Genomic DNA, 14,051 nt, shown 5'->3' with positions numbered 1-14,051 from the left:
AGCAGGGGCATGACACGATGCCCATATGTCCACCACCGCACTGAACGATCTCTCTCGGTACCCGATCGTGCAGGCCCCCATGGCGGGTGGCGCCTCCTGTCCGGAGCTGGTAGGGGCCGTCTGCGAGGCCGGGGCCCTCGGCTTCCTGGCCGGCGGCTACAAGACGGCCGGCGGCCTCTACCAGGAGATCAAGCAGGTCCGCGGGCTCACCGCCCGCCCCTTCGGCGTCAACCTCTTCCTGCCGGGGACCGGCAGGCCCGCCGATCCCGCCGCCGTCGAGGTCTACCGTCACCAACTGGCGGGCGAGACCACCTGGTACGACACCCCGCTCGGCGAGACCGACGACAGCCGCGACGACGCCTACGACGCCAAGCTGGCCATCCTCCTGGAGGACCCGGTCTCCGTCGTCTCCTTCACCTTCGGCTGCCCCGCGCCCGAGGTCCTGGCCTCCTTCGCCCGTGCCGGTACCTACACGATCGTCACCGCCACCTCCGTCGAGGAGGCCCTCGTCGCGCAGCACGCCGGGGCCGCCGCCGTCTGTGTCCAGGGCACCGAGGCGGGCGGCCACCAGGGCACCTTCCGCGACGACCCGGCCGACGACGACGCCCACGGCACCGGACTGCTCGCCCTGCTCACCCAGGTCCGCGAGAGCGTCCCCCTGCCGCTCGTGGCGGCGGGCGGGATCATGCGGGGCGCGCAGATCGCCGCCGTCCTCACCGCCGGGGCGGACGCAGCCCAGCTCGGCACCGCCTTCCTGCCCTGCCCCGAGTCCGGCGCCCACCGGCTGCACAAGGCGGCCCTGACCGACCCGCTGTTCACCCGGACCGCCCTCACCCGGGCCTTCACCGGACGCCCGGCGCGCGGTCTGGTCAACCGCTTCCTGCACGAGCACGGGCCGTACGCCCCCTCCGCCTACCCCGAGATCCACCACCTCACCGCGCCGCTCCGCAAGGCCGCCGCCGCCACCGGGGACGCCCAGGGCATGGCCCTGTGGGCCGGTCAGGGCCACCGTCTCGCCCGGGACCTCCCCGCCGGACGCCTGGTCGAGGTGCTGGCCGCCGAACTCGACACCGCCCTCGCCCAGCAGGCCCACAGGAGCACGCCATGACCGCACCCGTCTTCGTCGTCGAGACCGTTCCCGGCCCCGGGAGCTTCCTCCTGGACGGCTCCGAGGGACGGCACGCCGTCTCCGTGAAGCGGCTCCGGGCGGGCGAGGAACTCGTCCTCGTCGACGGGCGGGGCCGCTGGGCCGCGTGCGTGGTGCTGGCCGCCGAGGACCGGGACCGGCTGACCGTACGCGTCGACGAGGTCCACGAGGACCCCGAGGAGCAGCCGCGCGTCACCGTCGTCCAGGCGCTCCCCAAGGGCGACCGGGGCGAACTCGCCGTCGAGACCATGACGGAGACCGGGGTGGACGCGATCGTGCCGTGGGCCGCGTCCCGGTGCGTCACCCAGTGGAAGGGCGACCGGGGCCTCAAGGCGCTCGGCAAATGGCGGTCCACCGCGCGCGAGGCCGGGAAGCAGTCGCGCCGCACCCGGTTCCCCGAGGTCGCGGACCAGATGACGACCAAGCAGGTCGCCGCGCTCCTCGCGGAGGCCGACTTCGCGGCGGTGCTGCACGAGGACCGGGCGCACCCGAGCGGCGCGCTCGCCACCGCCGACCTCCCGGCGAAGGGCTCGATCGTGCTGGTCGTCGGCCCCGAGGGGGGCGTCTCACCGGACGAACTGGCCGCGTTCGAGGCGGCCGGGGCGAAGCCGTACCGGCTGGGCCGCAGCGTCCTGCGCACCTCCACGGCGGGCACCGCGGCGACGGCCCTCGTCCTGGCCCGCACGGGCCGCTGGAGCTGACGGACACGGGGTCCGGCCGGGGGCCGGGTGCGGCGGGGTCGGGACCGGATGAGGGGGCCCGGCCGGGCCCCTCCGGGCGGGCCCCCTCCGGACGGTGAGGCTTCCGGCCTTGACCGGCGAGGCTTCGGGTCCCGGACGGTGACGGCGGTGGCGGCTGGTGGTGCTTCCGGTGCCGACCGGTGACGCGGCCAGCGCCGACCGGTGACGCGGTCGGTCCTGACGGGAGAGGCTTCCGGTGCCGACCGGTGCCGACCGGTGGCGCTTCCGGCTCTGACCAGTGCGGCTTCCGGTTCTGACCGGTGACGCGGTCGGTCCTGACCGGTGAGGCTTCCGGCGCGGACCGGTGACGGCCGGTGGTACGGCCAGCCCCGGCCGGTGGCGGTTCCGGCCTCGACCGGTGCGGCTTCCGGTCCTGACCGGTGGCACGGCCAGCGACGCGGCCGGTGGAGTTTCCGGCTCCGGCAGGCCCCCCGGGCCGTACCCGGTGGACAGGGCGCGGGGCGGCCTTCCTAGGCTGGCCCGCATGGCCGACGACTCCCCCCTGATCCGTAGTCTGCGCGCGGCGGTCGCCGCCGCGCCCGACGACGTACCCCTGCGCCTCCACTTCGCCGAACTGCTCCTCGCGGAGGGCCGGAACGACGAGGCGGTCGCGGAGGCGGCGGTCTCGCTCCAGCACGCGCCGGGGGACGCTGCGGCCCGCGCGCTGATGATCCGCGCGATGGGGCTGCCCGCGACGCCCCCGACGTCACCGCCAGTCCCAGCAGCTCCGGCAGCTCCGGCAGTTCCGCCGGTCCCGCCGGTCCTGGCGGCCCCGGTCGCTCCGGCGGCTCCCACCGGGACCGGTGGTACCACCGGCCTCACGAGCCATGCCGACCCCACCAGCCTCGAAGAGCCCCCGGCCCCCGGGACACCCGCTGAGTACACCGGCCCCACCAGCCCCGTAACCCCTGCTGAGCAGCCCCAGCCCGCCCGTCCCGCGGATCACACCGGCCCCCAGCCCCCGGAGTCCCCCGTCGACGGTCCCGCCTTCGACTGGGCCGCCGCCGAGCAGCAGGTGCGGGACGTCGTCGGGCCCCGTTTCCTGACGGAGCCGCAGGCCGAGGGCGGGGACGCCCCGGCCGCCTGGGACGTCGACGCGCCCGGCTCGGTGCGCCTGGCCGACGTCGGCGGCATGGACGAGGTCAAGGACCGTCTGGAGGCCGCCTTCCTCGCCCCCATGCGCAACCCGGAACTGCGCAGGCTGTACGGCAAGTCGCTCCGCGGCGGACTGCTGCTGTACGGGCCGCCCGGCTGCGGCAAGACGTTCATCGCACGGGCCGTCGCGGGCGAGCTGGGCGCGAACTTCCTCACGGTCTCGCTCTCCGACGTCCTCGACATGTGGATCGGCGCCTCCGAGAAGAACGTCCACGACATCTTCGAGACGGCCCGCCGCCAGGCCCCCTGCGTGGTCTTCCTCGACGAGCTGGACGCGCTCGGCGCCAAGCGCTCCCGCACCCACCACAGCGGCCTCCGCAACGTCGTCAACCAGCTCCTCACCGAACTGGACGGCATCGCGAGCGGCGCGGGCAACGAAGGCGTGTTCGTGCTCGCCGCCACCAACGTGCCCTGGGACGTGGACATCGCGCTGCGCCGCCCCGGCCGCCTCGACCGCACCCTGCTGGTGCTCCCGCCGGACGCCACCGCCCGCGAGGCGATCCTCCGCTACCACCTGCGGGAACGCCCCGTCGAGTCCGTCGACCTCGGCAAGCTCGTCAAGGCCACCGAGGACTTCTCCGGCGCCGACCTCGCACACGTCTGCGAGTCGGCGGCCGAGACCGCGCTCCTCGACTCCGCCCGCAGCGGCTCCGTACGCCTGATCACCACCAAGGACCTGCTCGGCGCGGCCAAGCAGATCAAGCCGTCCACGGAGCCCTGGTTCGCGGCTGCCCGGAACGTCGCCATGTTCGCCAACGAGGGCGGTCTCTACGACGACCTCCTCACCCACCTCAAGCGGAAGCGCAAGCTGTGACCGCGCCGACCGCGCTGCTGCGCGCCGAGGCCCTCTACGACACCGGCCGGTACGCCCAGGCCGGGGAACTGGTCGCCCGGCACCTGGCGACGGAACCGGAGGACGCCGAGGCGCTCGTCCTGCTGGCCCGCTGCCACCACCGGGCCGAGGACCATCCGGCGGCCCTGGACGCCGTGGAACGGGCCCTGCGCGCCGAGCCCGAACTGCTGGCGGGCGTCCTGATGCGGGTCCAGATCCTGCTGGGCCTCAAGCGCTACCCGGAGGCGGAGGCCACGGCCCGGCACTCCGTCCGGCTCGCCCCGCAGCACTGGGGAACCCACTACGCCCTCGCCACCGTCCTGTCCCGGTCCGTGTCGCGGGCCCGGAACACCGAGGCGTACGAGGCCGCGCGGACCGCCGTCCGGCTGGCGCCCGAGGAGGACGCGGCCCACTTCCTGGTGGGCCTGACGGCACAGCGCCGACGCGACCACGCCACCGCGCGACGGGCGTACGAGACGACGCTGCGGCTCAACCCGCAGAGCAGCGAGGCCCACAACAACCTGTCGCTGCTGCGGCTGCGGCGCCGCTGGTTCCGGCGCGGCGCGTGGACCCAGGCGGCCGAGGGCTTCGTCGCCTCCGCCGCGCTCGACCTCCAGGACCGCAAGGCCCGCCACAACCTGGAGGCGATGGCCTGGAACACCGTCGCCGGGGCCCGCTGGGTCGCCCTGGCGGGCTTCCTCGCCTCGGCGTTCGGGAGCGCGCCCGTCCGGGACGGGGCCACCGGCGCGGACGCCGTCGTACCGTTCGTGATCGGCGCGGCCGTCCTCCTCGGCGCCTGGGGCGGCTGGGCGCTGTGGATGGCCCGCCGGGTGCCGCCCCGGCTGCGCCGCCCGCTGCTCCTGGTGGCCCGGTCCTGCCGTCCGGTGATCGCGATGGCCGCCGCGGTGGGGCTGCTCGGGCTGTACTCGGTGGTGACGATGGCCCTGTGGTCGTTCGGCACCGGCGTGGTCGGCGGTCTGGGGACGCCGCTGTTCTGGGCCGTGATCATCACGTACTGGGTGAGCCGTTCCGCCCTGAACCGGCGGGCGCCCACGGACTGACCGGGGGCGCGCCCGGGGGCGGGCGGCGGCCGATAACATGCGGGGGTACCAGCCGATCAGACGAGCGAGGAGCGGGGCCATGGCCGGAGAGCCGCAGGACGACTGCCTGTTCTGCAAGATCGTGGCGGGTGAGGTGCCGGCGACGATCGTCCGGGAGACGGCGACCACCGTCGCCTTCCGCGACATCAACCCGCAGGCGCCCGTGCACGTCCTGGTGATCCCGCGCCTCCACCACCCGGACGCCGCCTCCCTCGCCGCCGCCGCGCCGGAGGTCGCCGCCGACGTGCTGCGCGAGGCGGGCGAGGTCGCCGCCCAGGAGAAGGTGGACGGGTCCGGTTACCGGATCGTCCTCAACACCGGCTCCGGCGCGGGCCAGACCGTCTTCCACGCCCACGCGCACGTGCTGGCCGGCCGCGGTCTCACCTGGCCTCCCGGATAGTCCGTGTCCGTCCGCGAACTCGTCGTGCTCGGGACCGCCAGCCAGGTCCCGACCCGGCACCGCAACCACAACGGCTATCTGCTGCGCTGGGACGGCCGGGGCATCCTCTTCGACCCGGGCGAGGGCACCCAGCGGCAGATGCTGCGGGCCGGGGTCGCGGCGCACGACCTCGACCGGATCTGTGTGACGCACTTCCACGGCGACCACTCGCTGGGCCTCGCCGGGGTGATCCAGCGGATCAACCTCGACCGGGTGCCGCACCCCGTCACCGCGCACTACCCGGCGAGCGGACAGCACTTCTTCGACCGGCTGCGGTACGCCACGGCGTACCGCGAGACCGTGGACCTCGTACAGGCGCCCGTCCGCGCCGACGGGCCGCTCGCCGTCACCGACGCGTTCACCCTGGACGCGCGGCTGCTCTCGCACCCCGTCGAGTCGTACGGCTACCGGCTGACCGAGCCCGACGGGCGCAGGCTGCTCCCCGGGCGGCTCGCCGCGCACGGCATCGCGGGCCCCGACGTCGGCCGCATCCAGCGCGAGGGCTCCCTGAACGGCGTGTCCTTCGAGGAGGTCAGCGAGGTCCGGCGCGGGCAGCGCTTCGCCTTCGTCATGGACACCCGGCTCTGCGACGGGGTGCACGCCCTCGCCGAGGACGCCGATCTGCTGGTCATCGAGTCGACCTTCCTCGACGAGGACGTCCGGCTCGCCACCGACCACGGCCATCTGACGGCCGGACAGGCCGCCGCGGTCGCCCGGGACGCCCGGGTGCGGCACCTGGTGCTGACCCACTTCTCGCAGCGTTACTCCGACCCCTCGGAGTTCGCGCGGCAGGCGCGGGCGGCCGGATTCGACGGCGAACTGAGCATCGCCCAGGACCTCATGCGGGTCCCCGTACCGAAACGACTGTGACCATGCCCGTACCCAAGGCCGAACTGCACCTCCACATCGAAGGCACCCTCGAACCCGAGCTGGCCTTCGCGCTCGCCGAACGCAACGGCGTCACCCTGCCGTACGCGGACACCGCCGCCCTGCGCGAGGCGTACCGCTTCGGCGACCTCCAGTCCTTCCTGGACCTCTACTACGGCCTGATGGCGGTGCTGCGGACCGCCGAGGACTTCACGGAGCTGGCCGAGGCCTATCTGGAGCGGGCCGCCGCGCAGGGCGTCCGGCACGCCGAGATCTTCTTCGACCCGCAGGCCCACACCGCGCGCGGGGTGCCCTTCGCCACCGTGGTCGAGGGGCTGGGCGCCGCGCTCGACCGCTCCGAGGAGCGGCACGGGATCTCCACCCGGCTCATCATGTGCTTCCTGCGCGACGAGTCCGCCGAGTCGGCGCTCGCCACCCTGGAGCAGGCCGTGCCCCATCTGGACCGGATCACCGGCGTCGGTCTCGACTCGGCGGAGGTCGGCCACCCGCCGGCCAAGTTCCGCGAGGTGTACGAGGCGGCCGGGGCGCTCGGTCTGCGCAAGGTCGCCCACGCGGGCGAGGAGGGCCCGGCGGCGTACGTCCGCGAGGCGCTCGACGTCCTCGGGGTGGAGCGGATCGACCACGGGCTGCGCTGCGTGGAGGACCCGGAGCTGGTCGAGCGGCTGGCCCGCGAGCGGGTGCCGCTCACCCTCTGCCCGCTGTCGAACGTACGGCTCCGGGTCATCGACACCCTCGCCGACCATCCGCTGCGGTCGATGATGGCGGCGGGCCTGCTGGTCACCGTGAACTCCGACGACCCCGCGTATTTCGGCGGCTACGCCGGAGACAACTTCGACGGAGTCCGCGACGCCCTCGGCCTGACCCCGGACCAGCTCCGCGAGCTGGCCCGCAACTCCTTCCTCGCCTCCTTCCTGGACGACGACGAGGAGCGCAGGGCCCGGTACCTCGCCGAGGTCGAGGCGTACGACTTCGACACCGTCTGAGACCCGTGCGGGCCGGGTCCCGCCCCGGACGGGACGCGGCCCCGGACCGGCGCCGGGGGAGCGGACCGGTCGGACCGCCCCCGCGCCCGGCCCGGCGCCAGGCTCCGCCCCCGGCTCCGGCCGGGTGCGGGCCGCGCCGTCCGGCGATCCCGGCGGCGGCGACCGCCGTCGCGATGCCCGCGCCGAGGCCCCCGCGCCGACGCCCCTGAGGACGCCGCCCCCGACGGCCGACGGCACCGGACCTGTTACGGCGGCGGAGCCGTGACCGACCGCCACCGCGAGGAGCCCCCGCCCGCCGCCGCGCGGGGCGTGATCCGGTCATCACGTACGGCCAGGGCGGACCCCGCCGACGAGGAGCCGGGCAGCGGGAAGGCGCCGACGCGTGAGGTCCCGCGCCGGGCCGGGGCCGAGCCCGGCGGTGAGTCGACCGACGACGGTGGGCAGCGGGTACGGGGCGGGGCGGCCGACGGCGACGAGGGAGGACAGGGGCCCCGGGACGCGCGGGCGCGACGGCAGGAGCGTTCCAGGAACTGAACGGGGAAATGAGATGGCGGCCGGTGATCCACGGGGTCGCGGCACCATGTGTATCAAGCATCCGACTGGGCGGAGAAGGCACGGCCCCCGCTTCGGCCTGTGAGGTGAGTCACTATCGGTTTGGGTTCGCTCCCGCGGGGCAACGCGCGACGGCCGGGTGGCGTCGCAGCCGTCTCTCCACCCCCGTCGGGCACACTGTCCAGATCAGCACCACGGTGCCGATGCACCGCACCACGACCGGGGAGTCCGCCGTGACCACAGCCAGGGGAGAGCAGCCGCACCACGACGCCGAGGTCGACCCCTTGGGATGTCTGCGCGAACCCACCGACCCCGCCTGCGACGTCTTCCTGACCGGCACCGTCTTCCTCGACATCATCTTCACCGGCCTCGACAGCGCCCCCGTCCGGGGCACCGAGTCCTGGGCCCGGGGCATGGGCTCCAGCCCCGGCGGCGTCGCCAACATGGCCACCGCCCTCGCCCGCCTCGGCCTGCGGACCTCCCTCGCCGCCGCCTTCGGCGACGACCACTACGGCGAGTACTGCTGGGACGCCCTCGAACAGGGCGAGGGCATCGACCTCGCCCTCTCCCGCACCGTCCCCGGCTGGCACTCCCCGGTCACCGTCTCCATGGCCTACGAGGGCGAACGGACCATGGTCTCCCACGGCCACCAGGCCCCCGACCTGGACGCCACCCTGCCCGCCTACCCGCCCCACGCGCGCGCGGCCGTCGCCTCCCTCGTCCCCGGACGCGCCGAGGAATGGGTCGAACGGGCCGCGCTGGGGGGCGCCAAGGTCTTCGCCGACGTCGGCTGGGACGACACCGGCCACTGGGACCTCAGGGGCCTCACCGACCTCGAACACTGCGAGGCCTTCCTGCCCAACGCCGCCGAGGCGATGCGGTACACCCGCACCGACTGCCCCCGGGCCGCCGCCCGCGCCCTCGCCGACAAGGTCCGCTACGCCGTCGTCACCCTCGGCTCCGAGGGCGCCTACGCCGTCGACGGCGCCACCGGCGAGACCGCGGAGGTCCCCGCCATCCGGGTCGCCGCCCTCGACCCGACCGGCGCCGGGGACGTCTTCGTCGCCGGATTCGTCACCGGCACCCTCGCCGACTGGCCCCTCGCCGACCGGCTCGCCTTCGCCGGACTCACCGCCGCCCTCTCCGTCCAGGAGTTCGGCGGCTCCCTCTCGGCCCCCACCTGGAGCGAGATCGCCGCCTGGTGGCAGCGGGCCCAGCACCACGAGGGCCAGGACCCGGAGGCCCTGCGCGCCCGCTACGCCTTCCTCGAACGGCTGCTGCCCGCCCCCGCGCGCGCCTGGCCGCCGCGCCGCGCGGTACCCACCATCGGCTTCCGCGCCGCTCACACCTGAGCGGCTCGTACGACGAACGGCTAAACCACTACGGGCCCGTGGCACCCAGGTCGTAGGCTTGGGGACCAGAGGTTGTCGAGCGGCGAGAACCCCGTAACGGGAGGTATGCGCAGGCCACAGTGCCGGCCCATGACTCAGACACCCACAGCCCGCGACGGATCGCCCCAGGACGGGGCGCCCGGACAGGCCCGCGCCCACTTCGCCGTCCCCGCCAAGCATCCGATGGTGAGCCTGCTGGGCTCCGGCGACGCACTGCTCCGCGTGATCGAGCGGTCGTTCCCGAAGACCGACATCCACGTCCGGGGCAACCAGGTCAGCGCGGTCGGCGACGCGGCGGAGGTCGCCCTGATCCAGCGCCTGTTCGACCAGATGATGTTGGTGCTCCGCACCGGTCAGCCGATGACGGAGGACGCAGTGGAACGCTCGATCGCCATGCTCAGGACCGGCGAGAACGGCGCGGAGGGCGGCGCGGAGACCCCCGCCGAGGTGCTCACCCAGAACATCCTCTCCAACCGGGGGCGCACGATCCGCCCCAAGACGCTGAACCAGAAGCGGTACGTCGACGACATCGACAAGCACACCATCGTCTTCGGGATCGGCCCCGCGGGCACCGGAAAGACCTACCTGGCCATGGCCAAGGCGGTCCAGGCCCTGCAGTCCAAGCAGGTCAGCCGCATCATCCTGACCCGCCCCGCCGTCGAGGCGGGCGAGCGCCTCGGCTTCCTGCCCGGCACCCTCTTCGAGAAGATCGACCCCTACCTGCGCCCGCTCTACGACGCGCTGCACGACATGCTCGACCCCGACTCCATCCCCAAACTGATGGCGAGCGGCACCATCGAGGTCGCGCCCCTGGCCTACATGAGGGGCCGCACCCTGAACGACGCGTTCATCATCCTCGACGAGGCGCAGAACACCAGCCCCGAGCAGATGAAGATGTTCCTCACCCGCCTCGGCTTCGACTCGAAGATCGTCATCACCGGTGACATCACCCAGGTCGACCTGCCGAACGGGGCGAAGAGCGGGCTCCGGCAGGTGCGCGACATCCTCGAAGGGGTCCCGGACGTCGCCTTCTCGTCGCTCACGTCGCAGGATGTCGTCCGGCACCGGCTCGTCGGCCGTATCGTCGACGCGTACGAGCAGTACGACAGCCGCAACGGGAAGTAGTACACGAGCACCATGTCGATCGACGTCAACAACGAGTCCGGGACCGAGGTCGACGAGCAGTCGATCCTCGACATCGCCCGCTACGCGCTCGCCCGGATGCGCATCCACCCCCTCTCCGAGCTCTCGGTGATCGTGGTGGACGCGGAGGCGATGGAGCAGCTCCACATCCAGTGGATGGACCTGCCCGGACCGACGGACGTCATGTCCTTCCCGATGGACGAGCTGCGCCCGCCGTCGAAGGAGGACGAGGAGCCCCCGCAGGGCCTCCTCGGTGACATCGTGCTCTGCCCCGAGGTCGCCACCCAGCAGGGCAAGGACGCGCCGACCGACCACTCCATGGACGAGGAGCTCCAGCTCCTCACCGTCCACGGGGTGCTGCACCTCCTCGGCTACGACCACGAGGAGCCCGACGAGAAGGCCGAGATGTTCGGCCTCCAGGCGGCGATCGTCGACGGCTGGCGCGCGGAGAAGGGCCTGACCGGCCCGTCCCCGGCACCGACCGTCTCCTGACCCGATGGACGTCTCGCTGATCCTCGGGGCGGTCGCCCTGGTCGTCGTGGCGTGGCTGGCCGCGTGCGCCGAGGCCGGTCTGGCCCGGGTCTCCAGCTTCCGCGCCGCCGAGGCCGTACGGTCAGGGCGGCGCGGGGCGGAGAAGCTCGCCCAGGTCGCCTCGGACCCCACCCGCTACCTCAACGTGGCGCTCCTCGTGCGCGTCGCCTGCGAGATGGCGGCGGGCGTCCTCGTCACGTACGTCTGCCTCGAAGCCTTCCCGGAGACCTGGGAGGCGCTGCTCGTCGCCATCGCGGTGATGGTCCTCGTCTCCTATGTGGCCGTCGGCGTCTCGCCCCGTACGATCGGCCGCCAGCACCCGCTGAACACGGCGACGGCCGCCGCGTACGTGCTGCTGCCGCTGGCCCGGATCATGGGGCCGATCCCGCAGCTGCTGATCCTCATCGGCAACGCGCTCACCCCCGGCAAGGGCTTCCGCAAGGGGCCCTTCGCCTCCGAGGCGGAGCTGCGGGCCCTGGTGGACCTCGCCGAGAGCGAGTCGCTGATCGAGGACGAGGAGCGCCGCATGGTGCACTCGGTCTTCGAGCTGGGCGACACCCTCGTGCGGGAGGTGATGGTGCCCAGGACCGACCTGGTCTGCATCGAGCGGTACAAGACGATCCGGCAGGCCCTCACCCTCGCGCTGCGCTCCGGTTTCTCGCGCATCCCGGTCACCGGGGAGAACGAGGACGACATCGTCGGCATCGTGTACCTGAAGGACCTGGTCAGGAAGTCGCACATCAACCGGGAGTCCGAGGCGGACCTGGTGTCGACGGCGATGCGGGCCGCCGCCTTCGTCCCCGACACCAAGAACGCCGGTGACCTGCTGCGCGAGATGCAGCTGGAGCGCAACCACGTCGCCGTCGTCATCGACGAGTACGGCGGCACGGCGGGCATCGTCACCATCGAGGACATCCTGGAGGAGATCGTCGGGGAGATCACCGACGAGTACGACCGGGAGCTGCCGCCGGTCACGGACCTCGGCGGGGGCCGTCACCGGGTGACGGCCCGGCTGGACATCGGCGACCTCGGGGAGCTGTACGGTCTGGGGCCCGACGAGTACGACGACGAGGACGTGGAGACCGTCGGCGGTCTGCTCGCGAAGGCGCTCGGCCGGGTGCCGATCGCGGGCGCGAAGGCGGTCGTGGAGCTGCCGGACGGGCGGGGGCTGCGGCTGACGGCCGAGTCCCCGGCCGGCCGCCGGAACAAGATCGTCACCGTTCTGGTGGAACCCCTGGAGCCGGAGGAGACCCCGTAGTGACCCCCGACGAGCTGCGCGCCTTCTGCCTGGACCTCAACGACGCGACGGAGGAGTTCCCGTTCACCCCGGAGACCTCCGTCTTCAAGGTCGCCGGGAAGATGTTCGCACTCTCGGCGCTGGACTCCGAGCCGCTGCGGGTCAACCTCAAGTGCGATCCGGACGAGGCGGTACGGCTCCGCGAGGAGCACCCCGGCGTCGCGCCCGGCTATCACATGAACAAGCGGCACTGGAACACGGTGAGCGTGGGAGAGCTCCCGGACCGGATGGTCCGGGAGCTCGTCGAGGACTCGTACGACCTCGTCGTCGCCGGTCTTCCCCGGGCGGTACGGCTCCGCCTCGACCGGCCCTGAGTCACCGCCCCTGAGTCACCGGCCCCGAGTCACCGGCGCCGCAGTCCGAGGCCCACCAGGACGGCGGCGCCGAGCAGGATCGCCGCGTCCAGGACGAGGACGGTGCGGACACCGCCGTACAGGTCGCCGCCGGTGGTGGCGAGGACCCCCAGCAGCGGGATGCCGATCGTGAGGCCGACCTGCTGGGTGGTGGTCACCAGTCCGGTCGCCAGACCCTGCTTCTCGTCGGGGACGCCGGAGGTGGCGGTCAGCCCGTACGCGATGATCGCGCCGAGGTGGCACATCGACGCCAGCGAGACCGCGACGGTCGCCAGGACCGCGCCCGACTCCCGGCCGAGCCCGAGCAGCGCGGCCGTCAGCAGGCCCTGTCCGGCGAGCGAGCCGACGAGGACGCCGCGGGCACCGATCCGGCCGATGAGCTTCGGCGCCAGTGTTCCGGCGAGCACGGACATCACGCCCTGCACGCCGAAGACCAGACCGGTGGCGAAGGCCGAGAGGCCCAGGGTGTCCTGGAGGTACAGGGTGAGGACGAAGACGACGGTCGACATCATCGAGAAGGTGACCAGACCGCCCAGGTTGCCGAAGGCGACCGTGGGCCGCCGCAGCATCGGCAGCGAGACCAGCGGGGCCGCCGCGCGGTACTCGACCCGTACGAACACCCCGAGCAGCAGCACGCCCGCCACCAGGGTGACCAGGACGTCCGCACCGCCGAAGCCGCGTTCGGCGGCCGTGGACAGGGAGTAGATCAGGGAGAGCAGTCCGGCGGTGACGGTCACCGCGCCGGGCACGTCGAGCCGGGGCCGTTCGGGGGTGCGGGACTCGGGCAGCAGCCGAGGGGCGAGCGGCAGCACGATGGCGACGAAGAGGGCGAGCAGGCCCATGGTGGAGCGCCAGCCGAGGGCGTCGGTCATGACGCCGCCGAGGACCATGCCGACGGTGAAGCCGAGCGAGAGCAGGGTGCCGGAGATGCCGAGCGCCCGGTCGCGCAGCGGGCCCTCGGGGAAGGTGGTGGTCAGCAGGGACATGCCGGTGGGCACGATCGCGGCGGCGCCGAGGCCCTGGAGGGCGCGGGCGGTGAGGAAGGAGGCCGGGTCCCAGGCGAAGGTGGCGAGCAGCGAGGCCGCGCCGAAGAGGGTGAGCCCGGCGAGGAACAGCCTCTTGCGTCCGTAGAGGTCGCCGACGCGGCCGAAGAGCAGCAGGAAGCCGCCGGAGGGCAGCGCGAAGGCGGTGACGGCCCACTGGAGGGCGGCCCGGTCGAGGCCGAGGTCGGTGCCGAGGACGGGCAGGGCCACGTTCAGTACGGAGAAGTCCAGCGCGACCATGAACTGGGCGGCGCACAGCACGAAGAGGACGAGCCGGGTGCGGCCGGTGAGGGCCGGGGGAGCGGGGGAGGGGGTCCGGGCGGGGGCCTCGGCGGAGGTCAGGGTCGGCATGTCCCCACCTTCGGCGTCCGGGAACAACGGTGGGGAGCGGGAACTTATCCTGTTGGCCGTACCACCAGGCACGACCGGGCACCACCACGCGTCCAGGGGGAAGTAC

The 14,051-nt window shown here is 73.5% G+C and carries 14 protein-coding genes; 13 read left to right on the top strand and 1 reads right to left on the bottom strand.

Annotated features, from left to right (window positions below; translation table 11 throughout):
* Positions 1-25 precede the first annotated feature (25 nt).
* From ACFXGN_RS18655 to ACFXGN_RS18595, 13 genes are all read left to right on the top strand, one after another.
* The gene (locus tag ACFXGN_RS18655; protein ID WP_384860134.1) at positions 26-1,108 is read left to right on the top strand and encodes a nitronate monooxygenase; all 1,083 of its coding nucleotides are present in this window, start codon (positions 26-28) and stop codon (positions 1,106-1,108) included.
* The gene (locus ACFXGN_RS18650; RefSeq protein ID WP_384860132.1) at positions 1,105-1,848 is read left to right on the top strand and encodes a 16S rRNA (uracil(1498)-N(3))-methyltransferase; all 744 of its coding nucleotides are present in this window, start codon (positions 1,105-1,107) and stop codon (positions 1,846-1,848) included. Before ACFXGN_RS18655 ends, ACFXGN_RS18650 begins: the two co-directional genes overlap by 4 nt.
* A gap of 523 nt (positions 1,849-2,371) precedes the next feature.
* Positions 2,372-3,856: a tetratricopeptide repeat protein gene (locus tag ACFXGN_RS18645; protein ID WP_384860129.1), complete on the top strand. Its 1,485-nt coding sequence runs from the start codon at positions 2,372-2,374 to the stop codon at positions 3,854-3,856.
* Positions 3,853-4,935, top strand: a complete 1,083-nt coding sequence (locus ACFXGN_RS18640) for a tetratricopeptide repeat protein (RefSeq protein ID WP_384860126.1) — start codon at positions 3,853-3,855, stop codon at positions 4,933-4,935. Before ACFXGN_RS18645 ends, ACFXGN_RS18640 begins: the two co-directional genes overlap by 4 nt.
* A 79-nt stretch (positions 4,936-5,014) precedes the next feature.
* Positions 5,015-5,374 carry a histidine triad nucleotide-binding protein gene (locus tag ACFXGN_RS18635; protein ID WP_351796535.1) on the top strand — a complete coding sequence of 120 codons (360 nt, stop codon included), beginning with the start codon at positions 5,015-5,017 and terminating at the stop codon, positions 5,372-5,374.
* 3 nt (positions 5,375-5,377) lie between these two features.
* A complete protein-coding gene (locus ACFXGN_RS18630) occupies positions 5,378-6,283 on the top strand; it encodes a ribonuclease Z (RefSeq protein WP_384860124.1) in 906 nt (301 codons plus the stop codon).
* A gap of 2 nt (positions 6,284-6,285) precedes the next feature.
* On the top strand, positions 6,286-7,284 hold the full coding sequence (locus ACFXGN_RS18625; protein ID WP_384860122.1) for an adenosine deaminase: 999 nt from the start codon (positions 6,286-6,288) through the stop codon (positions 7,282-7,284).
* Between the two features lie 261 nt (positions 7,285-7,545).
* A complete protein-coding gene (locus ACFXGN_RS18620; protein WP_384860119.1) occupies positions 7,546-7,818 on the top strand; it encodes a hypothetical protein in 273 nt (90 codons plus the stop codon).
* Between the two features lie 251 nt (positions 7,819-8,069).
* Complete coding sequence (locus tag ACFXGN_RS18615) at positions 8,070-9,188, top strand: carbohydrate kinase family protein (RefSeq protein WP_384860116.1); 1,119 nt, start codon at positions 8,070-8,072, stop codon at positions 9,186-9,188.
* Positions 9,189-9,317: 129 nt separating this feature from the next.
* Positions 9,318-10,352 carry a PhoH family protein gene (locus tag ACFXGN_RS18610; protein ID WP_384860115.1) on the top strand — a complete coding sequence of 345 codons (1,035 nt, stop codon included), beginning with the start codon at positions 9,318-9,320 and terminating at the stop codon, positions 10,350-10,352.
* Between the two features lie 12 nt (positions 10,353-10,364).
* Positions 10,365-10,862, top strand: coding sequence for an rRNA maturation RNase YbeY (ybeY, locus tag ACFXGN_RS18605; RefSeq protein WP_384860112.1), 498 nt, complete (start codon positions 10,365-10,367; stop codon positions 10,860-10,862).
* 4 nt (positions 10,863-10,866) lie between these two features.
* Positions 10,867-12,159: a hemolysin family protein gene (locus ACFXGN_RS18600; RefSeq protein ID WP_384860109.1), complete on the top strand. Its 1,293-nt coding sequence runs from the start codon at positions 10,867-10,869 to the stop codon at positions 12,157-12,159.
* Positions 12,159-12,512, top strand: coding sequence for an MmcQ/YjbR family DNA-binding protein (locus tag ACFXGN_RS18595; RefSeq protein WP_351796562.1), 354 nt, complete (start codon positions 12,159-12,161; stop codon positions 12,510-12,512). The genes ACFXGN_RS18600 and ACFXGN_RS18595 overlap by 1 nt, the downstream gene beginning before the upstream one ends.
* A gap of 29 nt (positions 12,513-12,541) precedes the next feature.
* On the opposite strand, the gene ACFXGN_RS18590 is transcribed toward ACFXGN_RS18595, so the two are convergent.
* Positions 12,542-13,945 (bottom strand): MFS transporter, encoded by a 1,404-nt coding sequence (locus tag ACFXGN_RS18590; protein ID WP_384860106.1) that lies wholly within the window; start codon positions 13,943-13,945, stop codon positions 12,542-12,544.
* Between the last annotated feature and the right edge of the window lie 106 nt (positions 13,946-14,051).

Source organism: Streptomyces sp. NPDC059247 (assembly GCF_042754005.1).
GTDB lineage: Bacteria > Actinomycetota > Actinomycetes > Streptomycetales > Streptomycetaceae > Streptomyces.
The sequence above is the reverse complement of the archived record's forward strand: the minus strand, read 5'-3'. Positions and strand labels throughout refer to the sequence as shown.

Bases quoted from the DNA above. Each gene is read 5' to 3' on its own strand.
- ACFXGN_RS18655 (WP_384860134.1), top strand. From the start codon at position 26: ATGTCCACCACCGCACTGAACGATCTCTCTCGGTACCCGATCGTGCAG.
- ACFXGN_RS18650 (WP_384860132.1), top strand. From the start codon at position 1,105: ATGACCGCACCCGTCTTCGTCGTCGAGACCGTTCCCGGCCCCGGGAGC.
- ACFXGN_RS18645 (WP_384860129.1), top strand. From the start codon at position 2,372: ATGGCCGACGACTCCCCCCTGATCCGTAGTCTGCGCGCGGCGGTCGCC.
- ACFXGN_RS18635 (WP_351796535.1), top strand. From the start codon at position 5,015: ATGGCCGGAGAGCCGCAGGACGACTGCCTGTTCTGCAAGATCGTGGCG.
- ACFXGN_RS18625 (WP_384860122.1), top strand. From the start codon at position 6,286: ATGCCCGTACCCAAGGCCGAACTGCACCTCCACATCGAAGGCACCCTC.
- ACFXGN_RS18610 (WP_384860115.1), top strand. From the start codon at position 9,318: ATGACTCAGACACCCACAGCCCGCGACGGATCGCCCCAGGACGGGGCG.
- ybeY (WP_384860112.1), top strand. From the start codon at position 10,365: ATGTCGATCGACGTCAACAACGAGTCCGGGACCGAGGTCGACGAGCAG.
- ACFXGN_RS18600 (WP_384860109.1), top strand. From the start codon at position 10,867: ATGGACGTCTCGCTGATCCTCGGGGCGGTCGCCCTGGTCGTCGTGGCG.
- ACFXGN_RS18590 (WP_384860106.1), bottom strand. From the start codon at position 13,945: ATGCCGACCCTGACCTCCGCCGAGGCCCCCGCCCGGACCCCCTCCCCC.